Annotated in this window: 25 protein-coding genes; 18 read left to right on the forward strand and 7 right to left on the reverse strand. The window is 60.8% G+C overall.

Going from position 1 to position 26,916, the window contains the following annotated elements; all coding sequences use genetic code 11:
- Positions 1-3: 3 nt before the first annotated feature.
- Positions 4-1,188: an acyl-CoA dehydrogenase family protein gene (locus tag A6D6_RS08855; protein ID WP_133492668.1), complete on the reverse strand. Its 1,185-nt coding sequence runs from the start codon at positions 1,186-1,188 to the stop codon at positions 4-6.
- Between the two features lie 316 nt (positions 1,189-1,504).
- On the opposite strand from A6D6_RS08855, the gene A6D6_RS08860 reads away from it, so the two are divergent.
- Positions 1,505-2,134 carry a TetR/AcrR family transcriptional regulator gene (locus A6D6_RS08860; protein WP_159660518.1) on the forward strand — a complete coding sequence of 210 codons (630 nt, stop codon included), beginning with the start codon at positions 1,505-1,507 and terminating at the stop codon, positions 2,132-2,134.
- A 94-nt stretch (positions 2,135-2,228) separates the two neighbouring features.
- Here A6D6_RS08860 and A6D6_RS08865 read toward each other — a convergent pair whose 3' ends face one another.
- Positions 2,229-2,999 (reverse strand): enoyl-CoA hydratase/isomerase family protein, encoded by a 771-nt coding sequence (locus tag A6D6_RS08865; protein WP_159660519.1) that lies wholly within the window; start codon positions 2,997-2,999, stop codon positions 2,229-2,231.
- Between the two features lie 614 nt (positions 3,000-3,613).
- On the opposite strand from A6D6_RS08865, the gene A6D6_RS08870 reads away from it, so the two are divergent.
- The 8 genes from A6D6_RS08870 (at position 3,614) to A6D6_RS08905 (ending at position 11,560) form a co-directional block, all read left to right on the forward strand.
- Positions 3,614-4,291: a histidine phosphatase family protein gene (locus tag A6D6_RS08870; RefSeq protein ID WP_133492665.1), complete on the forward strand. Its 678-nt coding sequence runs from the start codon at positions 3,614-3,616 to the stop codon at positions 4,289-4,291.
- Between the two features lie 39 nt (positions 4,292-4,330).
- Positions 4,331-5,539 carry an acyl-CoA dehydrogenase family protein gene (locus A6D6_RS08875; protein WP_159660520.1) on the forward strand — a complete coding sequence of 403 codons (1,209 nt, stop codon included), beginning with the start codon at positions 4,331-4,333 and terminating at the stop codon, positions 5,537-5,539.
- Positions 5,540-5,640: 101 nt separating this feature from the next.
- The gene (locus A6D6_RS08880) at positions 5,641-6,672 is read left to right on the forward strand and encodes a phosphotransferase family protein (protein ID WP_133492663.1); all 1,032 of its coding nucleotides are present in this window, start codon (positions 5,641-5,643) and stop codon (positions 6,670-6,672) included.
- 134 nt (positions 6,673-6,806) lie between these two features.
- Positions 6,807-7,571 carry an SDR family oxidoreductase gene (locus A6D6_RS08885; RefSeq protein WP_159660521.1) on the forward strand — a complete coding sequence of 255 codons (765 nt, stop codon included), beginning with the start codon at positions 6,807-6,809 and terminating at the stop codon, positions 7,569-7,571.
- A 49-nt stretch (positions 7,572-7,620) separates the two neighbouring features.
- On the forward strand, positions 7,621-8,403 hold the full coding sequence (locus A6D6_RS08890; RefSeq protein WP_159660522.1) for an SDR family NAD(P)-dependent oxidoreductase: 783 nt from the start codon (positions 7,621-7,623) through the stop codon (positions 8,401-8,403).
- A 159-nt stretch (positions 8,404-8,562) separates the two neighbouring features.
- Entirely contained in the window at positions 8,563-9,363 is an 801-nt protein-coding gene (locus A6D6_RS08895) for an SDR family NAD(P)-dependent oxidoreductase (RefSeq protein ID WP_133492660.1), read from the forward strand.
- A gap of 35 nt (positions 9,364-9,398) precedes the next feature.
- Complete coding sequence (locus A6D6_RS08900; protein WP_133492659.1) at positions 9,399-10,316, forward strand: SMP-30/gluconolactonase/LRE family protein; 918 nt, start codon at positions 9,399-9,401, stop codon at positions 10,314-10,316.
- Between the two features lie 263 nt (positions 10,317-10,579).
- Positions 10,580-11,560 carry a carbon-nitrogen hydrolase family protein gene (locus A6D6_RS08905; RefSeq protein WP_133492658.1) on the forward strand — a complete coding sequence of 327 codons (981 nt, stop codon included), beginning with the start codon at positions 10,580-10,582 and terminating at the stop codon, positions 11,558-11,560.
- A 2-nt stretch (positions 11,561-11,562) separates the two neighbouring features.
- Here the strand turns inward: A6D6_RS08905 and A6D6_RS08910 are convergent, their stop codons facing one another.
- Together A6D6_RS08910 and A6D6_RS08915 are read right to left on the reverse strand one after the other, a co-directional pair.
- Positions 11,563-12,951 carry a sigma 54-interacting transcriptional regulator gene (locus A6D6_RS08910; RefSeq protein WP_159660523.1) on the reverse strand — a complete coding sequence of 463 codons (1,389 nt, stop codon included), beginning with the start codon at positions 12,949-12,951 and terminating at the stop codon, positions 11,563-11,565.
- Positions 12,952-13,238: 287 nt separating this feature from the next.
- Positions 13,239-14,663 (reverse strand): aldehyde dehydrogenase family protein, encoded by a 1,425-nt coding sequence (locus tag A6D6_RS08915; protein ID WP_133492656.1) that lies wholly within the window; start codon positions 14,661-14,663, stop codon positions 13,239-13,241.
- A gap of 312 nt (positions 14,664-14,975) precedes the next feature.
- Between A6D6_RS08915 and A6D6_RS08920 the strand changes: the two genes are divergently transcribed.
- The 6 genes from A6D6_RS08920 to A6D6_RS08945 all read left to right on the forward strand — a co-directional run bounded on the left by A6D6_RS08920 (position 14,976) and on the right by A6D6_RS08945 (position 20,892).
- Positions 14,976-15,764, forward strand: coding sequence for an SDR family NAD(P)-dependent oxidoreductase (locus tag A6D6_RS08920; RefSeq protein ID WP_159660524.1), 789 nt, complete (start codon positions 14,976-14,978; stop codon positions 15,762-15,764).
- 129 nt (positions 15,765-15,893) lie between these two features.
- Positions 15,894-16,703, forward strand: a complete 810-nt coding sequence (locus A6D6_RS08925) for an IclR family transcriptional regulator (protein ID WP_236564046.1) — start codon at positions 15,894-15,896, stop codon at positions 16,701-16,703.
- 43 nt (positions 16,704-16,746) lie between these two features.
- Complete coding sequence (locus A6D6_RS08930; protein WP_236564047.1) at positions 16,747-17,214, forward strand: PaaI family thioesterase; 468 nt, start codon at positions 16,747-16,749, stop codon at positions 17,212-17,214.
- A 335-nt stretch (positions 17,215-17,549) separates the two neighbouring features.
- On the forward strand, positions 17,550-18,251 hold the full coding sequence (locus tag A6D6_RS08935) for a response regulator (protein WP_133492654.1): 702 nt from the start codon (positions 17,550-17,552) through the stop codon (positions 18,249-18,251).
- 72 nt (positions 18,252-18,323) lie between these two features.
- On the forward strand, positions 18,324-19,493 hold the full coding sequence (gene nosP / locus A6D6_RS08940; RefSeq protein WP_133492653.1) for a nitric oxide-sensing protein NosP: 1,170 nt from the start codon (positions 18,324-18,326) through the stop codon (positions 19,491-19,493).
- Positions 19,486-20,892 carry an ATP-binding response regulator gene (locus tag A6D6_RS08945; RefSeq protein ID WP_159660525.1) on the forward strand — a complete coding sequence of 469 codons (1,407 nt, stop codon included), beginning with the start codon at positions 19,486-19,488 and terminating at the stop codon, positions 20,890-20,892. The genes nosP and A6D6_RS08945 overlap by 8 nt, the downstream gene beginning before the upstream one ends.
- Positions 20,893-21,195: 303 nt before the next feature.
- On the opposite strand, the gene A6D6_RS08950 is transcribed toward A6D6_RS08945, so the two are convergent.
- The 3 genes from A6D6_RS08950 to exaA all read right to left on the reverse strand — a co-directional run bounded on the left by A6D6_RS08950 (position 21,196) and on the right by exaA (position 24,323).
- Complete coding sequence (locus A6D6_RS08950; RefSeq protein WP_236564048.1) at positions 21,196-21,729, reverse strand: rhodanese-like domain-containing protein; 534 nt, start codon at positions 21,727-21,729, stop codon at positions 21,196-21,198.
- A 1-nt stretch (position 21,730) separates the two neighbouring features.
- Positions 21,731-22,405: a pentapeptide repeat-containing protein gene (locus tag A6D6_RS08955; protein WP_159660526.1), complete on the reverse strand. Its 675-nt coding sequence runs from the start codon at positions 22,403-22,405 to the stop codon at positions 21,731-21,733.
- Between the two features lie 100 nt (positions 22,406-22,505).
- Complete coding sequence (gene exaA / locus A6D6_RS08960) at positions 22,506-24,323, reverse strand: quinoprotein ethanol dehydrogenase (RefSeq protein WP_236564051.1); 1,818 nt, start codon at positions 24,321-24,323, stop codon at positions 22,506-22,508.
- A 353-nt stretch (positions 24,324-24,676) separates the two neighbouring features.
- Here exaA and pedF point away from each other — a divergent pair, with 353 nt between their 5' ends.
- From pedF to A6D6_RS08975, 3 genes are read left to right on the forward strand one after another with little or no spacing between them, the layout of a single operon-like run.
- Positions 24,677-25,120, forward strand: coding sequence for a cytochrome c-550 PedF (gene pedF / locus A6D6_RS08965; RefSeq protein ID WP_133492649.1), 444 nt, complete (start codon positions 24,677-24,679; stop codon positions 25,118-25,120).
- A gap of 29 nt (positions 25,121-25,149) precedes the next feature.
- Positions 25,150-25,914 carry a quinoprotein dehydrogenase-associated SoxYZ-like carrier gene (locus A6D6_RS08970; protein ID WP_014993997.1) on the forward strand — a complete coding sequence of 255 codons (765 nt, stop codon included), beginning with the start codon at positions 25,150-25,152 and terminating at the stop codon, positions 25,912-25,914.
- Entirely contained in the window at positions 25,901-26,872 is a 972-nt protein-coding gene (locus A6D6_RS08975) for a quinoprotein relay system zinc metallohydrolase 1 (RefSeq protein ID WP_236564049.1), read from the forward strand. Before A6D6_RS08970 ends, A6D6_RS08975 begins: the two co-directional genes overlap by 14 nt.
- Positions 26,873-26,916: the final 44 nt, after the last annotated feature.

Consider the following 26,916-nt stretch of genomic DNA (forward strand, 5'->3'; position numbering starts at 1 on the left):
TCCTTAAGCGTCCGGCAGACCCAGTACCCGTTTGGAAACGATGCCCAGCATCACCTCGGAGGTACCACCTTCAATGGAGTTACCCTTGGAGCGCAGCCACTCACTGGCGAACATGCCGCCCTGAGTGCGCTCGCTTTCCCATTCCAGACCTTCGGCGCCCATGGCGTCCATCATCAACTCATAGCGGCGTTTGTTGAGTTCGGTGCCGTAGTACTTGAGTACCGCGGACAGAGCGCCGACTCCTTCGCCGGCTTCCGCTTCCGCGCGCACCTTGGCGACCAGAGCGCGGAACGCCATGTGATCGGTTTCCAGGCGGGCGATGTCGGCGCGCAGGGCGCTGTCCGCCAGCTTGCCGTTCTCGGTGCCCACGTGCTCGGCGGCCAGCGGCCCCAGGGCGCGCCCTTTCAGGTAGCCCGGCGGCTCGCCGCCGATGTTGTTGCGCTCGTGGGTGAGCAGATACTTGGCCACGTCCCAGCCACGGTTCAGTTCACCGACCACGGCGTCTTTTTCCACTTTGACGTCGTCAAAGAAGGTTTCACAGAACGGTGATTCGCCGGAGATCAACTCGATCGGACGAGTGGTCACGCCCGGGGTTTCCATATCGAACAGCACGAAGGAAATGCCGTTGTGCTTGGTGGCGTTGGGGTCGGTGCGCACCAGGCAGAAAATCCAGTCCGCTTTGTCCGCGTAGGAGGTCCAGATTTTCTGGCCGTTGACGAGGAAGTGGTCGCCTTGGTCTTCGGCGCGGGTTTGCAGGCTGGCCAGGTCGGAACCGGCATTCGGTTCGGAATAACCCTGGCACCAGCGGATCTCGCCGCGGCAGATCGGCGGCAGGTGCTTGCGCTTGAGTTCGTCGCTGCCGAACTTCAGCAGAGCCGGGCCGAGCATCCAGAAACCGAAGTTGCTCACCGGGGAACGTGCGTTGATGCGCTTCATTTCTTCGTCGAGGATCGCCGCCTGTTCCGGGGTCAGACCACCGCCGCCATATTCTTGCGGCCATTGTGGCGCGGTCCAGCCTTTTTCGGCCATCCGCTCCATCCAGACGCGCTGGGCGTCGGATTGGAATTGCCATTTGCGACCGCCCCAGCAGTGGTCCTCGGGGCCGCGTACGGGTTGGCGCATCTCTTCGGGACAGTTGGCTTGCAACCACTCCCGGGTTTCCGCGCGGAACTGTTCAAGGTCCGACACCGTCCACCTCCTGTTTTGAAATAGTTTTTCATTTATGGACACGGCCGAAAGTATGTGAGGCGGGTTGTGGAGCGTCCAGTGTGAAAAACGCCATTGGCAAAGGCAGTTGTGTCATTGGTGAAAAGCGACATGCCGCCCGATGGAGGCGGGAGAGCGTATTTAAAGGCCTCAACGCCAGATGAGCGTAGACCTTAGGCCAATGCAAAACTTGGAACGAATAGGTCATAATGTCCGTTTTCGCCAATAATATGTCGGTCCTCACCGGCTGTGGCAGAATGAGGCCTTTCCAACGCCCCAACAGGGAATAACCAGAACCATGACGGACATCGACCTCACCGCGAGCCCCCGCGATACCATCCTGGATGCCGCCGCGCGCTGCTTCATGGATCGTGGCTTCAACGCCACCAGCATTGACGACATCGCCAGTCGCCTGGGCGCTACCAAGGGCATGGTGTATCACTACTTTTCCTCCAAGGCGGATCTGTTCTTCGAGATCCACCAGATCGGCATGGACGCCTTGTTCAAGGCCGTGGAGCCCTTGTCCGAGGGCACGGGGGACGCGGTGAGCAAACTGCGGGCCATGAGTGCCGCCCACGTTCATTCCCTGATTCAGACCCAGCATTATCAGCGCGCCGTTGCCGAGGGCGTGCAAATGCATTTACGCATCAGCACCACTCGTGCCCAGCGGGCGCAACTGACCCGGTTGCAAAACCGCCGTCGCCGCTATGAACAAATGTTCCTGACGGTATTGGAGCAGGGCATCGTCGAGGGCAAATTGCGGGCGGAACAGCCGCGTATTGCCATCAAGCCCTTGTTCGGAGCGCTCAACTCGGTGATCAATTGGTACCAGCCGCGCCGGGAAAGCGGACCGGGGGCGCGTGATGAGGTCGTCGAGGAGGTAGTGCGGGTGGCCCTGGCCGGCGTCGTGGTGCCGGGTAAGGGGTAGCCCGCTGACTTCGCGGCCAAGGCCGCTTCCCACAGAGGGCACTACGGAGTCGCTGTGGGAAGCGGCCTTGGCCGCGAATGGGAGGGTGCCGGCGTTACTTGTTCAGGAACCGGTCGAAAATCGCCCGGGTCTCGTCGCTGAACAGGCGCTCACCGAACAAAACGGTTTCTTTCTTGATCTGCTCACGGATGGCGTCAGCCCCGTGGCGGGTCAGCTGCTTGGTGTACCGCATGGCCTGCGGCGGCTTGGCCGCTACTTTCTTGCCCAGTTCCAGAGCGCGCTCGCGCAGTTCTTCATCACTCACCCGGTAAGCGATCAGGCCCATGCGCTCGGCTTCCTCGGCGGTCAGGGTGTCACCGGCGATCAGCAGACGGTTGGCGTTCTGGCGGCCCAGCAAGCCGGGAAGAATCAGGCTGGAACCGGCTTCCGGCACCAGGCCGAGATTAATGAAGGCGGTGTAGAAGCGGGCGCTGTCGGCAGCCATCACCAGGTCGCAATGCAGCAGCAAGGTAGTGCCGATACCGGTGCAGTTGCCTTGGACGGCGGCGAGCACGGGCTTGTCCAGCTCAATCAGGCGGTGCACCACCTCCATGGCGGGACTGATCTTGCCGTTCTTGCGGGCTTCCGGATCGGCGTTGAGGAAATCACCGATGTCGTTGCCGGCACAGAACGAACGGCCATCGCCGTCGATCAGCAGGGCATTGAGATCATCACGATCACGGAAATGGTCCACGGCGCGGGCCAGGTCCCGGTACATCTCGGCGGTGAGCGCGTTCAACTTGTCGGCGCGATCCAGGGTGACTTGCATCAGGGCGTCGTGCTCGGTAATGCGGATGTGGCCGCTTTTCAGCTCCAGTGAACTCATTTCGGTCTCCCGGTTGGCATCATTTGTAGGGGGCAGGGCTTGGGAAAATATCGGAATTCGGTTTCGTTTTGCAACAGAAAAGAGCGCTAGCACGCAACACGCCGGCACGCTGGCACGCAAATGAGGGGACGACCTGTCGGTCGCGCTGATGTTGATCTCAGCGGGGTTGACAGGTAGTGAGGCCTGGCAACGCTATTTGTTGCGTGTTGCGTGTTGCGTGTTGCGTGTTGCGTGTTGCGTGTTGCGTGTTGCGTGTTGCGTGTTGCGTGTTGCGTGTTGCGTGTTGCGTGTTGCGTGTTGCGTGTTGCGTGTTGCGTGTTGCGTGTTGCGTGTTGCGTGTTGCGTGTTGCGTGTTGCGTGTTGCGTGTTGCGTGTTGCGTGTTGCGTGTTGCGTGTTGCGTGTTGCGTGTTGCGTGTTGCGTGTTGCGTGTTGCGTGTTGCGTGTTGCGTGTTGCGTGTTGCGTGTTGCGTGTTGCGTGTTGCGTGTTGCGTGTTGCGTGCAAGCGTCTTGTCATGCACCAAACTAATCCGCTGACATTCAAAATATCAATTTCACTAACTTTCCCCCCTGTTCTAGGCTGTGACCATCATTTGCTCACAGGCAGAGTCGTTACATGGCCCGTTTCTACCTCATCCGGCATGGTCAGGCGTCCTTCGGCGCGGCCAATTACGACAAGCTCTCTGATCTGGGGCACCAACAGTCCCGCTGGCTGGGTGAGTATTTTCGCGAGCGGGGCACCGGGTTCGATGCCCTGATCACCGGCGATCTGGTGCGCCATGTGGAAACCGGCGCCGGCATCTGCGAAGGGCTGGGGCAGGACCTGCCCACCGACCGGCAGCCTGGCCTCAATGAATTCCAGTTTCATGCCCTGGTGGACGCCTATCTGAGTGCCTATCCGGAGCAGATGCCGGAGCCCGGTGCGCCGGTATCCGCCTTTTACCGCCTGCTCAAGCGGGCCATGGTGGAATGGCGGGAACAGCGTCTGAGCGGCAATTTGCCGGAGACCTGGCGTCAGTTCTCCGATCGCGTGGCCGCCGCCATGGCCCACCTGCAGGGTCGTTACAGCGATCACGACCGGGTACTGGTGGTCAGCTCCGGTGGCGCCATTGCCATGTGGATGCACCACTTACTCAAAACCGCCGACGAAACCGTGGTGGAGCTGAATCTGCAGATACGTAACACCAGCGTCACGGAAGGCTTCTTCAACCAGAAGGCGTTTCGCCTGTCCGCGTTCAATCAGGTTCCCCACCTGGACCGCGAAGACCGGCAGGACGCCGTTACCTATACCTGAAATCAGTGGCACGGGGCAGTAACCCCCGGGGAGAGAGAAATGAACTTCGAGTATTCCGACAAGGTTAAGGAACTGATCGCCCAGGTGCGCGACTTCATCGACAGTGAAGTAATCCCGGCGGAACCGACCTATGAAGAGCAACTGGCGAAAAGCCCGTGGGAAACGCCGCCGGTGTTGGACCAGTTGAAAGAGAAAGCCAAGGCGAAAGGGCTGTGGAATCTGTTTCTGCCGCGTGAGCACGGAGATTTCACCGCCGGCCTGACCAACCTGGAATACGCACCGCTGGCCGAACTGATGGGCCGCCACCACATTGCTTCCGAGGCGTTCAACTGCGCCGCCCCGGACACCGGAAACATGGAAGTGCTGGCCAAGTACGGTAACGCCCAGCAGCAAGAACAGTGGCTCAAGCCATTGCTGGAAGGCAAGATCCGTTCCGCCTTCGCCATGACCGAGCCGGAAGTGGCTTCTTCCGACGCCACCAACATTGAAACCTCGATCACCCGCGATGGTGACGATTATGTCATCAATGGCCGCAAGTTCTATATCAGTGGCGCCATGCGCAAGTCTTGCGAAATCATGATCGTGATGGGCAAGACCGATCCGGACAACCCTAACCGTCACCAGCAGCAGTCACAGATCCTGGTGCCCACCAATACTCCGGGTGTTACCGTTAAACGTCCGATGTACGTGCTCGGTTCCGCTGATGCACCGGAAGGCCACGCCGAAGTGATCTTCGAGAACGTGCGCGTGCCGAAGGAAAACATCATCCTGGGTGAAGGGCGTGGCTTCGAAATCGCCCAGGGGCGTCTCGGCCCGGGCCGGATTCACCACTGCATGCGTTTGATCGGCGCTTCCCAGCGCGCGCTGGAACTGATGTGCAAGCGCGCCAACGAGCGAGTGGTATTCGGTCAGCCGATGATCAAGCATGGCTCCGTGCGCGAGGACATCGCCAAGAGCGCCTGCGAGATCGAGCAGGCCCGTCTGCTGACTCTGAAAGCGGCGGACGCCATGGACCGCTATGGCAACAAGGAAGCGAAGGAACTGATCGCCATGATCAAAATCATCGCTCCGAACATGGCGTTGCGGGTGATCGACCGTGCCATGCAGATTCACGGTGCCGTGGGTCTGAGCCAGGACACCCCGCTGGCCGGCTTCTTCGCCTACGCCCGTACTCTGCGTCTGGCCGACGGCCCGGATCAGGTGCACATGATGCAGTTGGGTCGTAACCTGGCCAAACAACTCGGCTGAAACCGGACAACCGGTTATCACTGAGTTACGTTGAAACAAACGCCGGCGGCGTCGCTTAGCGACGTTGCCGGCTTTTGCGTATCGGCATAAGGAGGAATCGCATGTCCCAGGTGGATACCCTGGATACCCAACGTCTGGCGGACTATTTGCAACAGCATGTGGACGGGTTCAAAGGCCCGGTCACCGCGGAAAAATTCGCTGGCGGTCAGTCCAATCCCACGTTTCGAATCAAGGCCGGTTCCGGCGAATACGTACTGCGCCGGCAACCGCCGGGCAAACTGCTCAAGTCCGCCCATGCGGTGGACCGGGAGTACCGGGTGATGGCCGCGCTGAAGGACACCGAAGTGCCGGTGCCGAAGGTATTCCATCTGTGCGAGGACCGCGACGTGATCGGCTCCATGTTCTACTTGATGGAGTTCTGTGAAGGCCGGATCTTCTGGGACGCGGCCATTCCCGAAGTGGACAATGCCGAGCGCACCGCCATGTATGACGAAATGAATCGTGTGCTGGCGGCGCTGCACAGCGTGGACCCGGCGGCGGTGGGGCTGGCCGACTACGGCAAGCCCGGCAGTTACTTTGAACGTCAGTTGGGCCGTTGGGGCAAACAGTACCGCGCCTCGGAAACCCACCGCATCGAAGCCATGGAAGAACTGATGACCTGGCTGGAAGCGAATCAGCCCGCCGATGACGGCCAGGTTTCGCTGGTGCACGGCGACTATCGTCTGGACAACATGATGTGGGCTCCCAAGGAAAGCCGCGTTATCGCGGTGCTCGATTGGGAACTGTCCACTCTGGGGCACCCGCTGGCCGATCTCGCCTATCAGTGCATGCAGCTGCGCATGCCGCCGAAGAGTGGAAACCTGTCCGGGCTGCAGGGCAAGGACCGGGCGGCCCTGGGTATCCCCTCGGAAAAAGAGTATGTGGCGGCGTACTGCCAACGGCGCGGTATTGACGGCATAGACCATTGGGAATTCTATCTGGCGTTCAGCTTCTTCCGGCTGGCGGCGATTGCCCAGGGCGTGGCCAAGCGCGCTCTTGACGGTAACGCTTCCAGCAAAACCGCTGGGTGGGCCGCCCAGGTGGTGGAGCCACTTTCGCAAATGGCCATGCAGGTGGTCCGCGAGGGCGCTTGAGACAGCACCTCGCTGATGCGGGTTTCGAAGCCGCTGTGGGAGCTGGCCTGCCAGCGAAAGGGCGGCTTTGCCGCCCGGCGGGATTCCAGAGACCTTTCCAAAGGTCCTTCCAAGAATTTTTAAGGAGAGCATGAATGAGCACCAACCTGTTTGATCTGACCGGAAAAATCGCCCTGGTCACTGGCGCCAGCCGTGGCATCGGTGAGGAAATCGCCAAGCTGTTGGCGGAGCAGGGCGCTCACGTGATCGTCTCCAGCCGCAAGATCGACGGCTGCCAGGCGGTAGCGGACGTGATCAACGCCGCCGGCGGCAGTGCCGAGGCCTTCGCCTGCCATATCGGTGAGATGTCGCAAATCGAGGCCATCTTCGCCTTCATCAAGAAAAAGCACGGCAAGCTGGACATCCTGGTCAACAATGCCGCCGCCAATCCGTACTTCGGCCACATCCTCGATACTCCGGTCACCGCGTTCGACAAGACCGTGGACGTGAACCTGCGCGGCTATTTCTATATGTCCGTGGAAGGCGCCAAACTGATGCGTGACCATGGCGGCGGCGCCATCGTCAACACCGCCTCCATCAATGGCCTGTCACCGGGCAACATGCAGGGCATCTATTCCATCTCCAAGGCGGCGGTGATCAGCATGACCAAATCCTTCGCTCAGGAATGCGCTCAATTCAATGTGCGGGTGAACGCTTTGTTGCCCGGTCTGACCAAAACCAAGTTCGCCGGGGCGTTGTTCGAGCAGGAAGAGATCTACAACAGCGCCATTGCTCAGATCCCCATGCATCGTCACGCCGAGCCGCGTGAAATGGCCGGCACGGTACTCTACCTGGTGTCCGACGCGTCCAGCTACGTCACTGGCGAATGCGTGGTGGTGGACGGCGGCTTCACCATTTAATGCGAACGGGTGAGCCATAGAGGCAGGTGATTAACCAAGGAGAGAATGCATGGATCCGATGCTGGACTTCACCGGCAAGGTGGGACTGATCACCGGCGCCGCCAGCGGCTTCGGCAAGATGTTGGCCGAGGAACTGGGGCGCCGTGGCGCTTCCCTGGTGATCGGGGATATCAATGAAGCCGCCTTGCAACAGGTGGCGGAGGAACTGGCCGGGCAGGATATTCCGGTGCGTGCATTGCGTTGCGATGTATCCCGGGAAGCGGACTGCAAGGCCATGGTGGACACCGCCGTGACGGAGTTCGGACGGCTGGACATGGCGGTGAATAACGCCGGCATCGCTCATGATTTCGTCGCCATGCACGATATCGATGAAGCGCTGTTGGACCGGCAGATCAACGTCAATGTCAAAGGCGTGATCTTCGGCATGAAATACCAGTTGCCGGCGTTGATCGAAGCCGGCGGTGGGGCGGTGGTCAACACCGCCTCCATGGCCGGTATCGGCGGCGCGCCCAAGCTGGCGCCCTACGCCGCCGCCAAACACGCGGTGATTGGCGTAACCCGCACCGCGGCGGTGGATTACGGCCGGCGCAATATTCGCGTCAACGCGGTTTGCCCCTATTACACGCTGACTCCGATGCTGGAGGGCAATGAGGGTATCGCCGCCGGTGAGGATGCTGAGAAGACACTGGCGATGATGGCTTCCGGTACACCGATGAAACGGTTGGGCCGCCCCGAGGAAATCGTGGCGGTGATGATGATGCTGTTGTCGCCGGCCAATACGTTTATGAATGGTCAGGCGTTGGCGGTGGACGGCGGCGTTTCGGCGTTTTGATTAGAAACTGCTTGCACGCGACACGCTTACACGCTGGCACGCTAAAGGCGGTAGTCGTTCGCCGACCTTGATTACAGGCTGGAATCTTGACGCCGTAACCTGGATGCATACGCTTTTGCCGGCGTGCAAGCGTGCAAGCGAAATAACAGGAGAACAATCATGAGCAATCGTTTGGCGGACAAAATCACCATCATTACCGGCGCCACCAGTGGCATTGGTGAAGCCACCGCGCGTCGCTTCATCGAGCAGGGCGCCACCGTGGTACTGGCCGGCCGCTCCGAGGAGAAGGGCCAGGAACTGGCCAAGGAACTGGGTGAGCGCGCGGTGTTCAAACGCACCGACGTCATGAAGGAAGAGGATATTGCCGCCCTGGTGGATTTCACCGTGGATCGGTTCGGCCGTCTGGACGCGCTGTTCAACAACGCCGGTGCCGGTGACCGCACCACGTATGAATCCTTCGATGAAGAAGAGTTCGCCCGCATTATGCGATTGCTGGTCGGCGCTCCGGCGTTCGGCATCAAGCATGCCGCCCGGGTGATGAAGGACAGTGGTGGCGGGGCCATCATCAACAACGCCTCGATCGCCGGGTTACGCCGCAATCAAGGTGGCTACCTGTATTCCTCCGCCAAGGCGGCGGTGGCGCACATGACCCGTTTGGCTGGCGCGGACCTCGGCCCTTATGGTATCCGCGTCAACGCCATTTCCCCGGGGGCGGTGGCCACGCCGATCTTCTGGGGCGGCTCCCAGCGTGCTCAGAATCTCAGTGACGAAGAGAACGACAAGAAAATGGCCAAGTTGCAGTCCAACCTGGCCAAGGCCACGCCGATGCCGCGCTCCGGCTTCGCCGACGATATCGCCTACGCGGCGGTGTTCCTGGCCAGTGATGAAGGTTCTTTCATCAACAGCCATGATCTGGTGGTGGACGGCGGCCGGATCGCCATGTTCAACGAGAACCCCTGAGGCTCCTGTCGATTCCATAACAAAGGACGAGCCGTATGTCCGAGATGACCGTGATTGCCGAGGGCCTGAAGTTTCCCGAAGGCCCCATCGCCATGCCCGATGGCAGTGTGATTCTGGTGGAAATCGCCGCCGGACGCCTGACCCGGGTATTACCCGATGGCCGTAAGGAAGTGGTGGCCGAGCCCGGCGGTGGCCCCAATGGTGCCGCCATCGGCCCCGACGGCGCTTGTTACGTGTGCAACAATGGCGGCATGCGTTTCCACGAAAAGAACGGCCTGCTGTTTCCCGGCGACATGCCCAAGGATTACAGCGGTGGCCGTATCGAGCGCATTGATTTGAACACCGGTAAGGTGGAAGTGCTGTACACCGAGGTGGACGGTGAACCGCTCAAGGGACCCAACGATATTGTTTTCGATAAAGCCGGCGGCTTCTGGTTCACCGATCTGGGCAAAGGGCGTGGCCGCACTCAGGACCGGGGTGGTTTGTACTACGCCAAGGCCGACGGTTCCATGGTCAAGGAAGTGGTGTTTCCCATCGTCAGTCCCAATGGGGTGGGCCTGTCACCGGATGAAAAAACCGTGTTCGTGGCGGACACGATCCCCGGCCGCCTTTGGGCTTTCGAGATCGCCGGAGAAGGAGAGATCAAACGGGCGCCCGGACCTTTCCCCGGCCGCTTCGTCGGTTCCCCCGAGGGGCTGAACTTCTTTGACTCCCTGGCGGTGGATGGCGACGGCAATGTCTGTGTGGCCACCATCTTCAACCCGGGTATCACCATTTTCGCTCCCGACGGCTCCAGCATTCGTCATTTCCCCACCGACGATGCCATCACCACCAACATCTGCTTCGGTGGTGAGGATCTGCGCATCGCTTACATCACCTTGTCCAGTTCCGGAAGGCTGGTGGCGGTGCCGTGGGAAAGGCCCGGTCTGGCGCTGAATTTCCTTAATAAATAAGGGCTATTCGCCGCTCCTGCGGAGGTCTCCAAGGAGTCCTTGTAGGAGCCAGCCCCGCAGGCGAACCCAATAAGTCAAAACGAACTTATTGAGCCGAAAACGACTCTTTTTGATCGTGCCCCTCATTCTGGCATGACCCCGTCTTGAATCTCTTTCCGTGCCCCTGAAATCAAACCAAAAGCAGTTCGATTCCGATAATGAAGCCATCGCACACCGGCCGCTAAGCTCGAATGATTCAACAACAAAGACGAGCGAGGTCGACGATGAAACACAAGATAGCCACGGTGATTGCGTCCCCGGTGATCTTCGATCTGGAAGCCACGGCGAAAAAATGCCGTGGCATCATTAACGAAGCGGCGGACAAAGGGGCGTCGCTGGTGGTGTTTCCGGAAACCTTTCTGCCCATGTATCCCTGGTGGATCTGGATGGCGGTGGATAACGTCAAGCGCCTGGAACTGTACGAACGCCTGGCGGGGGAGTCGGTGGATGTACATGGCGATGCGTTCAAGTCCATCTGTTACCAGGCACGCCGCCGTAACGTTCACGTGGTCATCGGCCTCAACGAAATCGGCGGCGACACTTTGTACAACAGCCAGGCGTTCATCGATAACCGTGGTGATCTGATCGGCTTGCGCCGCAAGCTGGTGCCCACCGGTGAGGAGCGCACCTTGTGGGGCAGGGGGGATGGCAGCGATCTGATGGTGCTGGAGACCGAAATAGGACGGCTGGGCGGTCTGATCTGCTATGAGAATTCCATGGCGTTGTCCCGTTACGCACTCTATAGCCAGGGGCTGCAGATCCATGTGGCGAACTGGCCCGGTTCCAACTTCAAAAGTCAGCCCCGTGACCGGACCCGCACCATTGATACCGTATGCCGATTTATCGCTTTCGAGGGGCAGACTTTCGTGGTGGCGTCGTCCTCCTGCATTGGCGAGGAGGAAGTGCGCTTCTACCACCAGCTGTGCCCGGAGTTGAAGGAGAGCTTTGCCGCCGGCGGCGGTATCGCGGCGGTGTACAACCCGTTCGGCGAGCCGGTCGGCACGCCCATGACCGACCGGGAAGGCATTGTCTACGCGGATCTGGACCTGGGGGATATTCGCAAAGCCAAGCACATGATCGACTGCGTCGGGCACTACGCCCGCCCGGACGTGGCGCGACTGGTCATCGATGACGGTGGCAAGCAGCCGGTGACGGGGTTTACCAATGCCCGTCCCCAACCGCTCGGCTTCGAGTTTGATGATTGACGTCAGGCCAGCCCGGGGCGTCCTGGCTGGCGCACTTTGATGGCGTACTTGCGCGCTTTTCTCACCGCGGAGGTCTGGCTGATGCCGAGCGCATTGGCCACCCCGTAGGTGGTTTCGTATCGCGAGTAGGCTTGCTGCAGGACGCGCCGCTCAGTGTCTTCCAGGATCTGTTTCAGCGACGTGGCTTCGGGCCTCCCCCGGGCGCTGACGGCCCCTTCCGCCGATGACAGGCCGCCAACAATGGTGTGGCCTTCGCTGTTCACATAAAGGCGTTCCATGGTGTTGCGCAGTTCGCGGATATTGCCACTCCAGGGTGCATCGCGAAGTTTCGCCAATAGCGCGGTGGAGATGCCGATTTTTCTGCCGTAGCGTTTCGCCAACTGGTCGAGGAACTGACGGGCCAGCAGTGGGATGTCCTTGCGGCGCCGGCGTAGCGGCGGAATATCGATACGGTACACGTTGACGTGGTAGTACAAATCGTCGCGAATACGGCCATCACGGCGTTGCTGTTCAAGATCGTCGATGCTGGAGGAAAGCACCCTCACATCCAACTCAACCGGTTTGTCGCCGCCGTGGCGATAATGGACTCCGCAGGCGAAAGCGCTGGCCAGCTTCATCTGGATCGCCACGGGCAGGGCCGCGATATCCTCAAGATAAAGCGTCCCGCCCCGGGCCAGCTCCAGTAGTCCCGGCCGTACTCGCGGGGAGCCCTGGGTATCGCCGGTCTCCTCGCTGCCGAACAGTTCCCGCTCCATCCGCTCCTCGGGCAAAGCGCCGCAGCCGAGTTTGATGAACGGTTGGTGCCGCCGCTCACTGTGATCATGGATCCAGCGGGCCAGACGATGCCGGCCGGAACCGGGTTCGCCATGCAGTAACACGGGCGTTTCAAAGGCCGAGATGCGTTCGGCCTGGTGCATCACCGATTGCATGCTCTGATCTTCGGCGATTAGTTTGCCGTCTTCGTCGAGCCGGGATTTCAGGTGGGCGATTTCGTTCTGATAGGCCAGGTTGCGGGCCTCGGCCCGTTCCAGCTTTTCTTTCAGCGCGCTCAGTTCGGTAATGTCGCGCACGTTGGAAATGACTTTGTCGATAGTGCCGTCGGTATTGAATACCGGTGTCGCGGTGACGATGGTCTCCACTCCGGTGCTGACGTGTTGAAGGATGGTAACGACGTCCTGCTTCTCCAGTGCCAGCAGAGTGGCGCTGACGTCGAACATTCCCCGCTCGACCAGGGTTCGCATGTTCAGACCGATCACATTTTCCCGCTTGAGGTGGGTGATGCGGCAAATCGCTTCATTGATGAACAGCGTGGTGCCGATGGCATCGGTGATCCAGATACCGTCGTAAGAGGATTCCACCGCTCTGGTGATATCGGACAGAGAGACGGTCATGGGACGCCTCCGTTACTCATTATTGTGAAAAGAGATGTGAAAAAGAGATGTGAGAGAGGGGCGTGAAAGAGGGATGAGGAAGGGGGATGGCGCCCCCTGAAGCATTGCTGTCCCACGGTTTGAGGGCAGCCCGCGTACACCACCACGCTGACACGCAAATCGCTGCTAAAGCTTCCCACAGCGGCCTTGTCGAGACCTCTGAATGGATCTTTCCAAGGCCCGCTGTCCGGCATTGAACATAGCGTGCCAGCGAATTTTGGCGCTCCGCTCACGAACCGCCCCGACTATCACAGCATGATCGATTTCACCTCGGTGAACTCCTCCAGACCATGGCTGCCCCACTCACGGCCGACGCCGGAATGTTTGTAGCCGCCAAACGGCGCATTGAGATCCAACTGGGCGCCGTTCAGATGCACCATGCCGGTACGCAGGCGGCGGGCGATGGCGGCGGCCTCGTCCTTATCCGCGGCGTAGACATAGCCGGACAGCCCGTAGTCGGAATCGTTGGCGATGGCCACCGCCTCGTCGAGGGTGTTGTACGGCAGCATGGTCAGCACCGGCCCGAAGATTTCTTCACGGGCGATGGTCATCTGATTGTTCACCTCGCTGAACACGGTGGGACGGGCGAAGTAGCCTTTCTCCAGACCTTCCGGTTTGCCCGGACCACCGCACACCAGCTTGGCGCCTTCATCGATGCCGCGCTGGATCAGCGTCTGCACGCGCTCGAATTGGCGGGCGTTGGCGATCGGTCCCATCTGCGTCTCCTTTTCGGCGGACGGTCCCACCTTTATGGACGCACAGACCTTGGCGGCGATTTCCTCGGCCTGGGCCAGCTTGTCCGCCGGCACCAGCATACGGGATGGGGCGTTACAGCTCTGCCCGGTATTGGTCATCATCGACATGACGCCATGGGTCACGGCCTTCTCCAGGTCGCAGTCCGGGGTCAGGATATTGGCGGACTTGCCGCCCAGTTCCAGCGACACCTTCTTGAAGGAGTCGGCGGCCTCCCGGCTCACCGAGGCTCCGGCACGGGTGGAGCCGGTAAGGGACACCATGTCCACACGGGGGTCGGAGGAGAGCATCGGGCCGATCTCGGCGCCGTCACCGTAGATCATGTTGAAGACGCCGGCGGGCACTCCGGCTTCGTCCATGATTTCGGCGAACACGCAGGCCGACAGCGGCGCGAACTCGCTGGGTTTGAGAATCATGGTGCAGCCGGCGGCGATGGCCGGGCCGACCTTGCAGGTGACCTGATTCATGGGCCAGTTCCAGGGCGTGATCATGGACACCACACCGGCGGGTTCATGGCGGATCAGGGTTTTGCCGGTGTTGGTTTCGAATTCGAAATTGCGTGCCACTTCCAGAGCGGTGGCCAGGTGACCGAGACCGGTGGGGGCCTGCACTTTAGCGGCCAGACCGTGGCGTGGCGCGCCCATTTCCCGGCTGATGGCGTCGGCCATGTCGTCCAGACGGCGCTTGTAGGCGGCCAGGATTTTTTCCAGCAGCGCCAGACGCTCTTCCACCGGCGTGGCGGCGAAGTCATCGAAGGCGTCGCGCGCGGCCTGTATGGCACGGTCGGTGTCACTGTTGCCGGCCAGATACAGAGTGCCCTCGGAGGCTTCGGTAGCGGGGTTGATGACGGGATATTCGCGGGCGTCGTCGCCGGGTTTTACCCAGGCGCCGTTGATATAAAACCGAGCCAGGTTTTCCATGAGAGTGCTCCTTGTTATTTGGTGGACCGTTCTTCGTGAGAGGACAGGGACAATACAATGCCCCCGGGGCGGCCAGAGGGTCAAAACAAATTAATGAAACACTATTCCAAAATGTTGACCGGCCGGCCCGCTCATGTCATCTTCCTGGAAAACGACAATCCAAGGAACCCCCTGAACGAACCGGTGGCCGTTTTTGCCCGGCTGCGCTCTTTCCCGGACGCTCCCAATCCGAACCGTTCCGCCGGCCAGGTCGTGGCAACGGCGATATGTCGTGGTTTTCAGTGGGTTCCCAATAACAAATGAGGAGAATGCATGAACCGCTTCGATCAGAAGACTGTCCTGATCACCGGTGCCGCCAGTGGCATTGGCCGTGCCGCCGCCCTGCGCTTTGCCGAGGAAGGCGCGCGCCTGGTACTGGTGGACCGTAACCTGGCGGGGCTCGAGGAAACCCGGGCCGCGCTGCCCGCCGGAACCGAGGCCACGCTGCGTGAAGTGAATGTGGCCGACGAGCAGGCGGTGAAGGCGCTGGTGGATGACATCGCCGCTTCCCACGGCGGCATCCAGGTTCTGATCAACAACGCCGGTACCGCCGGTAACGACCACTCTCCAGTGACCGAGAACAATACCGACAACTGGAACACCATCCTGTCCGTGAATCTGCTCGGTCCCATGTTCTTCATCCGCGCGGTGGCGCCTTATATGAAAGAGCAGGGAGGCGGTGCCATCGTCAATACCGCCTCGGTGGCGGGCATTCGTTCCGGAGCTGGTGGTAACGCCTACAGTGCTTCCAAGGCCGGCGTGATCAGCCTGACCAAAACCACCGCCTGTGATCTGGGCGGCTATAACATTCGCGTCAACGCGGTCTGCCCGGGATTGATCGAGACCGGCATGACCAAGCCGGTATTCGATTACGCCCGCGAAAACAACAAAGAGGAAAAGCTGGGCAGCCGTTGCGAACTGCGTCGCTATGGGCGCCCTGCGGAAATCGCCGCGGCCATGGCCTTCCTGGCCAGCGACGACGCCAGTTACGTCACCGGTCAGGCGTTGGCGGTGGACGGTGGCAATACCGCCTCGTTGAACCTGCCTGGTATGAAAGTCTGATTGACGCGAATACCGGGTCAGTCTGGTATATTTGGCGCTTTTATCGACAACTATAAGATTCATTCATAAAGAAAGAGCGGGATAAACCCGCTCGCCATAATCCCGAAGCCTGACCGAGGAAAGAACACAATGCGACGAGCCCCTATGGGTAAAGAGGCCCAGTCGGCGGAGAAAGACCGGAACTTCGTCACCGCCCTGGCGCGGGGACTGGAGATCCTGCGTTGTTTCGGCCCTTCCGACGATTACCTGGGTAACGCGGAATTGGCCAAACGCACCAATATTCCCCGCCCCACGGTATCGCGAATGACCGCTACTCTGACGCAATTGGGCTACCTGCGTTATGTGGAGCGATTGGAAAAATACCGCCTTGGCCCCGGCGTGCTGGATCTCGGTTACCGTTATCTGGCCGGGGAGGGCGTCCGTGATATCGCCCGTCCATTCATGCAGGATCTGGCCGATGCCACCGATTGCATGGTGGCGATCGCCGCCCCTAATGGTCCGTGGATGAGCTACATCCAGGTGTGCCAGGGCAGTGGGCCGCTGGTGCTGCGATTGACCGTGGGGTCACGGGTGCCGATGGCGGGGTCGGCGGTGGGCCGGGCCTATCTGGCCGGTCTCTCCGAAGAGGATCGCGACACCCATCACCGCCTGATCCGCGAGCACGATCCGGAAGGCTGGCCGGAGTGGGAGAAAGGCTTGCGGAAGGCTTATCGCGAATATGAAGAATACGGTTTCTGCACCTCCGATGGGGAATGGAACCGCGATATCAGCGCCGTGGGGGTTCCCCTGGTGCTGGACAACGATTCCACCGTGATCCCCTTCAACTGCGGCGGCTCCTCGCTGCGTTTGAGCCGGCGGATTCTGGTGGAAAATCTCGGCCCCCGGCTCAAGGAGCTGGTGGGACAAGTCAAGGAAATGTTGCAGGGCCGGGACGTGTGACGATCGGTGAGCCGACTCCGCGTCCGGTCCGGGAGAGCAGTGAGTGAGCAGTAGCATGACGCCGGACGTGGTGCCGGCCCTGAACCAGGCCGCGGAGAAATTCAAACACGGGTTTCTGGGGACCATTGGTTTCCACTTTCTGGAATGGGAAGAGGACCGGGTGGTGCTCGGACTCAACGTGGAAGATAAGCATCTCAACCTGGGTAACGTGATTCACGGCGGTGTGCTGGCCACGCTGCTGGATGTGTCTGGAGCCTGCTCCGGCACCTATTGCCCCTATCCGGGGCGGGTGCGCAAGGCGTTGACCCTGTCGCTGACCACCACCTTCACCGGTCAGGCCGGCCCGGGTCTGGTGCGTGCCATCGGCGTGAAGCGGGCCGGCGGTAACCGTATCTTCAACTCGTCCATGGAGGTGTTGGATGCCAACGACCGGTTGCTGGCGTTTGGCGAAGGCACTTTCCGCCTGCGTGGCGGTTCCGAGGATCCCAAGGGCGTGGTGGTGGATTACTAGGCGAGGTGACCGGACGCCGGACGCTTTAGGTAAGAGGCTGGACGCCGGACGCTTTAGAACACCTCCTCTTCGAACATTGCGGAAATAAAAAAAGCGTTTTAGTGCTTGTCAGGGCGTTGGGTCTGGTTTTGCGTTACCGGCGTCCGGCGTCCGGCGTCCGGCGTCCGGCGTCCGGCGTCTTATCCCTAAGTCCCGTCTTTATAGTACTTTCGGCTAATTCCCTCATTTGATGGCGGGGACCGTCAAAACCCTGTGCTATGCTCCTTGGTATAAGTGTCTCCGGCCGATGGCGGGAGACACCGACCTTGGACCGATTGAGGCAGGAGCGGAACCCCATGTATCAGGTTCTGGTTGCCGACGATCATCCGCTGTTTCGTGAAGCTATCGCCCGTGTCATTGACGATGGTTTCCCCGGCACCACATTGCTGGAAGCATCGGACCTGGATTCCACGCTGCGCCTGGTGGCCGAAAACGACGACCTGGACCTGGTGTTGCTGGATATCCATATGCCGGGTATGCAGGGGCTCAGCGGCCTGGTACGGCTGCGTAACGAGTTTCCCACGGTACCGGCGGTGATCGTCTCGGCGGAAGAAGAAAAAAGCGTTATTTTGCAGTGCATCACCTATGGCGCGGTGGGTTTCATCACCAAATCCTCGCCCCGTAAACAGATGATTCAGGCGCTGCGTCAGATTCTTGATGGTTCGGTGTATCTGCCTTCCCACATTATCCGAGCTGAGGGCGCCGGGGCGGCGATGGGGCGTTACGATCCCTCGTTCCTGCCGGCATTGCTGGAGACACTGACTCGCAAACAACTGCAGGTTTTCGAACGCATGGCTCAAGGCGAGTCCAACAAGGTCATCGCCTATAAGCTCAATATCGCCGAGAGTACCGTGAAGGCCCACGTTTCGGCGATACTGCGCAAGCTCGGCGCCACCAATCGGGTGCAGGCGATCCTGTCCGCCAGCGATATCGATTTTTCCGCCTATCTGAAAGCGCCTTCGGTAGCGGCGCGGGATTCGGCGGTGAGTCCCCGTTAGTCCTGGCCGCCGGAGTGCATGAACCGGGTAACGAAGGCCGGGTAAATAACAACAAGTATCCGGGAGTAGACCATGACCGCTGCCCCGCCACAGGCGGTGTTGACCGCCTACAGCGACGCCCGCGACGAACAGGTGGCGGCGCGTCAGATCGCCGAGAGCCTGATTCACCCCAATCTGGGGTTCGTGCTGTTTTTCTGTTCGATCGAGTATGACCTGGACCGTCTCGCCGATGCCCTGAACGGTGAGTTTCGGGATTTGCCCATTTGCGGTTGCACCTCCGCCGGGGAAATCACCGCCCGTGGCTATGACCGCAATACGCTGGTGGCAATCGGCTTCGATGCCCGCTTCTTTTCCGCCGGCCATCATCTGATCGAGCACATGGACGGCTTCGGCCTGCTCGATGCTCAGCAACTTACCGACGGCCTGCTGTCGCAATGCCGGGAACGGGCCCAGGGGCTCACGCCGAATGAGGACAATACTTTTGTATTGACGTTGCTCGATGGCCTGTCGGTGAACGAGGAAATCGTCATCGCCACGCTCAACGCGGCGCTGGGGTCGATTCCCAGCTTCGGCGGTTCCGCCGGCGATGATTACCGGCTCGCGCAAACCTATGTCTATTGCGGGGGGCGCTTCTACAGCGACGCCGCCATTGTCGTAATGGTCAGCACGGTACTGGATTTCGAAGTGTTCAGCACCCATCACCTGCATCCGTCCACGCCGAAGCTGGTGGTCACCGCCGCTGATGCGGAACGACGGGTGGTGCACGAGTTGGATGCGGAGCCGGCGGCTCTGGCCTATGCACGCCTGGTCGGGGTGCCGGTGGAGCAGCTCGATGACGTGGTGTTCGCCCGCTACCCGCTGGCGGTGCGCATCAATGATCACTATTACGCCCGCGCCATTCAAAAGGCCAATCGGGACATGAGCTTGTCGTTCTATTGCGCGGTGGAAAACGGCATCGTGCTGACCGCCATGCGCAACGCCTCACTGCATGACAACCTCACCAATACCCTGGATGACATCGAGTCGCGTCTGGGACCGCCCTGGGTGGTGATCGGCTGTGACTGCTGTCTGCGGCGGGCGGAACTGGAGGCCGATGAGGAGATTCCCCAGGCGTCGGAGCTGTTGCGTCAGCACCGGGTAGTGGGTTTTTGTACCTACGGTGAGCAATATAATGGCATGCATATCAACCACACCCTGACCGGCGTGGTGATTGGACGCAAGATGGGCGCCGGTAATGGCTGATACCAGGAACGGTTCCGACAACGCCCGTCAGTCCCCTTGGGATCTGCACGAGGCACGCCTGATGGCGGAGAATGCCCGCCTCCGGCGGATCTGTGATGCCCTGATCGAACGGGTGGAGGGCAGTGGCATGGCGCCCACGGCCCCTTACGCGGCGTTTCAGCATTCGGTGGTTCTGGCCCAGCAGGTGCGTGAACGTACCCAGGCGCTGCGGGAAACCAATAGCCAACTGATGGCGGAGATCGAGGAGCGCCGCCGGGTGGAACAGCGGCTGCGCGAGGCCACCGATAAAGCGGAACAGGCCAATCTGTCGAAAACCAAATTCGTGGCGGCGGTCAGTCATGACCTGATGCAACCGCTCAACGCCGCCCGTCTGTTCACCAGCGCCTTGCAGGAGGACTCCGACGAGCGGGCGTCGCCAATGCTGAATCATATCGACACCGCGCTGCGCGATCTGGAATCACTGATCACCACGCTGTCCGACGCCTCCAAACTGGATGCCGGCGTGGTCAGCGCGGAGACCATGGCGTTCCCTCTGAGTCAGCTGCTGGATGTGCTGGCGGAGGAGTTCAGACAGATGGCGGGGTTGAAGGGGCTGCGCTTCCGCTACGTGCCCACCTCCCTGGTGGTGCGTTCGGATCCGCAGTTGCTCAGCCGCATCATGCGTAATCTGCTCTCCAATGCCATTCGTTACACCGACCGGGGCACTGTTTTGCTGGGCTGCCGGCGCCGCGGCGCCGAAGTGGAGGTGTGGGTGGCGGATACCGGCATTGGTATCGGTGAGGATCAGATCGGCTCCATTTTCCAGGAATTCAAGCGTGGCAAGCGGGCGGTGGAATATCACGAGCGCGGCTTGGGGCTGGGCTTGTCGATCGTGGAAAAGATCAGCCGTATTCTTGAACATCCGCTGTCGGTGACTTCCCGGGAAAACCAGGGCTCCCGGTTTCTGCTGCGCCTACCGGTGAGCAACGTGAGCCAGGCCCGCCAGCAGGCCCTGGCGCAGTCCTCCGAGGAACACTCCGCTTTGACCGGCCTGCGGGTCTGGGTGGTGGACAACGACAGAGCCATCTGCGCCGGTATGCGCACCTTACTGGAACAGTGGGGCTGCCAGGTGGTGGCGGCGGAATCCCTGCCGGAACTGCGCCAGCAGGTGGATGTTGGCGCGGGAGATGCTCAGGTGTTGATCATGGATTACCATCTGGACCCGGACACCGACGACGGCTTGACCGTTGCCGGACAGATCAACGCGGCACGCAGCGAACCCTTGCCGGTGATCATGCTCACCGCCGATCGTGAACAGGCGTTGAAGCAGCGCTGCGCGACGCAGGGCTATATGTTGCTGTATAAGCCGGTTAAACCGATGAAACTGAAGCTGGCGCTGCAGCATGTTCTGACGGGATGATGGGTTGATTCGCTTGCAAGCAAGCTTCCCACGGCGGCTTTGTAGCATGATCTGTGGGAGACCAGCTTGCTGGCGAACGCGGCCTTTGTTGGGGGATTGGCTCGCGGGCAAACGCCCAAGCGGCTTCGTAGCCCATTGCCGTGGGAAGCGGCCTTGGCCGCGAATGCCTCCCGGGGCGTTGCCATTCGCTTGCAAGCAAGCTTCCCACTGCGGTTTCGTAGCATGATCCGTGGGAGCCAGGCGTGCTAGAGCTCGCAAGGCACCATAGAATCTCCCTCAGCGGCTTTGTAGCTGCCTCTGAATTCAGAGAAGGGGCTCTGGCCGCGCCGCTTCCACCTTGCCGCCGCCTTCCCGCCAACCGTCCACGCCATTGCGATACCAGTACACCGAAGTGTAGCCATCGGCCGCGGTACGTTTCGCCACATTCCAGGACAACCAGCAATCCGCGCGGCAGAAAAACACCAGAGCGCGATCCTTATTGTCTTCCGTGAGCCGTTGCAGATGCCGATCCAGATAGTCCCGCCAGCGATGCTCCAGCGGTGTGTTGCCGGTGTTGGGTAACCAGGTTGCTCCGGGCAGCGTCCAATGCGGAGTGTCCTGCAAAAAACCGCCGTTGGCGTAACCAACATTGTAGACGTCGATCAGAACCACGCCGGGTTCGGTGGACAGTATGGTTTTCAATGCCTTGGTATTCAGCGTCACGGCACCTTCCACGGCCTCCGGGGTGGGGGAGCGGTAGGGCGGCAGACGATATCCTTTGGCATCGAAACCGCCGCTACCGGACGCCGGCAGCGCGACGGTAGCGACGAATAACATGATCAGGAAACGAGTGATCATCTCACCAGTCCTGCGGGCAGCCGCTGCAGTTCTTCATGTAGGTGCCCTGGAAATTGGTGAAGCGTAGGCGCGCGCCAGTGACATCGGCGCCTTCCAGAGTGGACAGGTTCAACTTGGTTTCCTGCAGGTTGGCGTCGCGCAGGTCCGCATTTTGCAATTTTGATTTATTCATCCAGGCCATTTCCAGATTGGCGGCGCGCAATGTGGCGTGTTGCCAACTGGCCCGGGTGAGACGGCCGAACTGCAGATCCGCGCCGGTGAGATCGGCGCCGTCGAAACGCGCGTTCTGGGCGAACAGGTTCCAGCTTTGTACCGCCACCAATTTCGCCTGACTGAGGTTGGCGGAGCGCAGGTTGGTGCTGTACAGCGTGGCACGGGTCAGATCGGCGCCGCTCAGATCGGCGCGCTCCAGATTGGCGCCGCGCAAATCCGCATGACGCAGATCGGTGCCGCGCAGATTGGCGTTGCTGAAATCGGCGCCGCGTAAATCCAGGTTGGAAAGGTCGGCGCCGGACAGGTCAGCACCGGGACAATGGGTTTGTGCCTCGAGAACACAACCGTTGTGTTCCGGTGGCGTCCAGAGGTCGTCTTCGGCGGCGTGCGGGGTATTACCCAGCGTCATTGCGCCGGCGGCCACCAGAAGACTGCTTAGCAGGAGTTTGGAACGCAGTGCCATGACATGCTCCCTGGGCCCGGTTTGTGGCGGGCCGGTGTTATTGTTGTGGTGAAGGAGCGGCACCTTGAAGGGCCGCTCCTTCGCGGGTTGACGACCGCCGTTATTTCTTCGCCATGTCCTTGGCGAAGTCCGGTAGTTTGAACACCCAGAAGGAACCGCCCTGGGAGATCGGCCGGGTCAGATCCGCCATGTCGCCGCCCCACAGCGGCACCGCGCCACCGTAGCCGGCGGTCACGCCGATGTATTGCTCGCCGTCCATTTCCCAGGTGATCGGCGGAGAGATGATTCCGGTGCCCACCTGGAATTTCCACAGCTCCTTGCCGGTCTTGGCATCGAAGGCCTTGAAGTAGCCGTCACCGGTACCGGTGAACACCAGATTACCCTTGGTGGCCAGCACGCCGGCCCACAGCGGCATGTGTTCCTTATGCTGCCAGACCACCTTGCCGGTCTTCGGATCCATGGCGCGCAGGATGCCGACGTGATCGTCAAACAGGCGCTTGATACGGAAGCCCATGCCCAGGTACGCGGAGCCGGGGGTGTACTCCACTTCCTCGGTCCAATAATCCTCTTTCCAGTGGTTGGCGGGCACATAGAACAAGCCGGTGTCCTGGCTGTAGGCCATCGGGTTCCAGTTCTTGCCGCCCAGGAACGGCGGCGAGACTTCCACCGCTTCGGAACGGGTTTCGCCTTTCTTCAGGCGTGCCGGCCGCTGGCCTTTGTTCTCGATCGGGCGTCCGGTTTTCAAATCGATGCCCTTGGCCCAGGTGATTCCGTCGACAAATGGGAACGCGTTCAACAGTTTGCCGCTGGTCCGATCAGTGACGTAGAAGAAGCCGTTACGGTCGGCGTGGGCGCCAGCCTTGTGGAGCTTGCCTTTCTTGTCGACGTAATCGAACAGCACGATCTCGTTGTTGCCGGAGAAATCCCAGGTGTCGTTGGGCGTGTGCTGATAGAACCACTTGATCTCGCCGGTGCTCGGATCCACGCCCACCTGCCCGGAAGTGTAGAGGCTGTCGTAGTCCTTGGGATCACCGTCGGGCGCGGTGCGAGCCCAGCCGTTCCAGGGCGCGGGGTTGCCCGCGCCGATAACGATGGTGTTGGTTTGCGGATCGAAAGTGGCACTCTGCCAGGGCGCGCCGCCGCCGTGACTCCAGGCCTTGGCCTTGCCGGTTTCGGTGTTGGGATCGTCCGGCCAGGACGGCGCGCGTGGATCACCACTGGGGGTGCTTTCCTTGCCGTTGAGACGGCCCATGTGGCCTTCCACGAATGGCCGCATCCAGATTTCCTCACCGGTATCCGGGTCGCGGGCGAACAACTGGCCGACGACGCCGAATTCATCGCCGGAGGAGCCGTGAATCAGCAGGACTTTCCCGGTTTTCTGATCCTTAACGATGGTCGGTGCGCCGGTCATGGTGTAGCCGACCTTGTGGTCGGCGAACTTCTTGCGCCAGACTACTTTGCCGGTGTCCTTGTTCAACGCCACGATGCTGGCATCCAGGGTACCGAAGAAAATCTTGTCGCCGTAGATGGCGGCGCCACGGTTGACCACGTCACAGCAGGGCCGGATGTCATCCGGCAGGCGGTGAGAATAGTCCCACAACTTTTTGCCGGTGCGGGCGTCGACGGCGAATACCCGGGAGTAGGAGCCGGTGACGTAGATCACGCCATCGTGGACCAGAGCCTGGGATTCCTGGCCGCGTTGTTTCTCATCGCCAAACGAGAAAGACCAGGCCGGTGTCAGCATGGAGACGTTGTCGGCGTTGATGTCGTTGAGGGTGCTGTAGCGCTGGGCCTGGATGCCCAGGCCGTACATCAGCACATCATCGGTGGTGGCGGCATCGTTGGCGATGTCTTCCCAGGTTACCGCCTTGGTGGCGGAATGTGCGGCGCCACTTACCCCGATCGTGGCCCCGATCATGGTGGCCAGGGTAACCGCGCCGGCAAGGCGCTTGGCCTTTCCGGAAAACGGTGTGTTGCGGCTTGTTGTTTTCATACCTGTTCCTCGGCTTGTTGGTATCGGTCGCGGAGTGTTCCCGCCCCGCTGCGAATGAAGACAGCATCAGAGTCCCCGAGGGCGAGCTTGGCCGCTACCGACAGCAGGCCGAGAAATCTAGCCAATTGGGTCTAGTACCAAGGATGTAGACAGGTTTGGTCCAAGGACGAGTAGGTCGATGGAGAGCGGGCCGCTAGATTGAAATACGGCGTGAAGTCCTGGAGTTGTCTTCACGCTTTACCGCCGTATTGCAATCCCCGATTTGAAGGACCCCGACGATGACCAGAACAAAAGTTATTCTCATCATTACCTCCCTGTTGTCCCTGGCCGGTCTGGCCTGGGGACACGGCAACGTCACGCCGCAGTCAGTCAACACCCGAGGCCTGGAAGAACTGGGCGAGGAATGGCGCGACACCAACCCTTACCGCGAATCGCATCCGCAACACGATCTGGCGGTGGAAGTGGGGGAGTCCGCCTATAACCAGAACTGCGCCGCCTGCCATGGCCTGGAAGCCAAATCCGGCGGTATTGCCCCGGATCTGCGCGAACTGGAAAACGGAGATTACGGTGACGAATGGTACAAGGAGCGGGTGGTCAATGGTGCCAGCCGTGATGGCCGGGTGCTGATGCCGCCGATGGCCAATTACCTCAGCCAGGAAGCGCTGTGGGCGATCCGCACCTGGCTGGAAACCGTCAGCCTGGAAACCACCGGCGGCAATTAAGCGGCCGCTGAGCAAAAGGAGGGGTGGCCATGGCCGGTTACCTGAAACCGCTACTGGCGGTGCTGATACTGCTTGGCGCACCCTGGAGCGTGGCCGAGGAAGCACGGGAAGACCCGCTGGGGTCGTTCATGTGGGAACGCTATCGTGAGCGTTTTCTTGGCGATACACCGGTGCGTTTTGATTCGCGGGTCGGTATCCAGGCGCCGGCGTTCGCCGAGGATTCCGGGCAGGTTCCCATCGATGTGGACGCCTCGGACTTCAATGGCCGCTTTCAGCGCATGCTGTTGTGGGTGGAGCTGAATCCGATCCCGCTGGTGTTCGACTATCGGCCCTTGAGTGACGGCCTGGGCCGTCTTTCCATCAATGTGCGTCTGGAGCAGTCCTCGGCGGTGCGGGTGGCGGTGCTCAGTGATGGCGTCTGGCACGTCGGCAGTACCCGTATCGAAGGCGAGGGCGGCGGCTGCACTACACCGGGTATCGCCAAGACCGAGGACAACTGGTCAAAGGACTTCGGCAGGATCAAGGCCCGGCGTTTCGGGCATGAGTCGGGCAGCCGGGTACGGGTAAAGCTCTCTCACCCCATGGACAGTGGTCTGATTCCGAGCACACGGCCGTTTTATGTGGAGCAGGTGGCGTTTGTTCACGGCGACGAGCCGGTGGCAAGCATGACATGGCAGGCTTCGGTCAGTGAGAACCCGGAACTGGCGCTGACCCTCAAGGGCGATGCCGGCACCGCCTATCGGTTCCAGGCCCGGGACAACAACGGTAATGAGTTTGATCATGTCATCCCCTGACGGTGCAACGCGTTCGTGGTTGGTGAAGGCCGTGCTGTCCGTCGGCCTGGCGCTGTTCGCCGGCCCGGCGCCGGCCTTCGACTATCACCTCAAGCCAGTGGCCGTGGCGGAGCGCACCTGGATGGTGCAAGGACGGCGCGAGGAGCTCTCCGAGGACAACGGCGGTGATATCGCCAATGCCGCGTTCATCGCCACCGGTGACGGCGTCATCGTTATCGATACCGGCAGCACACTGAGTTACGGCCGGGCGTTGCGGGCGGCCATCGCCACGGTCACCGACCAGCCGGTGCGCTGGGTCATCAACACCCATCATCACCCGGATCATGTGTTCGGCAATCAGGCCTTCGAGGGTGCGGAGATTTCCGCGTTGCCGGCCACCATAGCCGCGCTGAAACGGGACGCCGACAGCTTCCGCACCACACTCTATCAACGGCTGGGTGACGCCGTGCGAGGTACGGAAACCGCCTTGCCGACCCGCGTCCTGGAGGCAGGGGAATCCCGTTTCGGTGACTACCCATTGCGACTGTTTGCCTTCAGCGGTCATTCCGGCGCCGACCTGGTGGTGCTTGATCCGGCCACCGGGGTGTTGTTCACCGGCGATCTGGTGTTTCACCACCGGGCGCCGACCACTCCTCATTCCCCCGGGATCGGAATCTGGCGGGAACAACTCCGGCAAGTGCGCGCGCTGCGGTTTGACGTCCTGGTGCCAGGCCATGGCCCGGCGGCCAAGGATGAGTCCCCGGTGGTCGAGACACTCGACTACCTGGATTGGCTGGATCGACGCCTCACCAATGGGGCGGCCAGCGGCGCCACCCGCAACGAAGTGATTCAGGCGCCGTTGCCGGAACGCTTCGCCGACATGGCGCTGGTGCGTTACGAGCTGACCCGCAGTGTCAGCCATTTCTACGCCGACTACGAGGAAGCGCTGTTGTGGGCGGATCCGGATACGACCAAATAAGGGCCGAATTAGTACCTTGGTAGCATGCGGGCGCTACCGGCCCG

This window comes from Alcanivorax xiamenensis, assembly GCF_009846745.1.
Lineage (GTDB): Bacteria > Pseudomonadota > Gammaproteobacteria > Pseudomonadales > Alcanivoracaceae > Alloalcanivorax > Alloalcanivorax xiamenensis.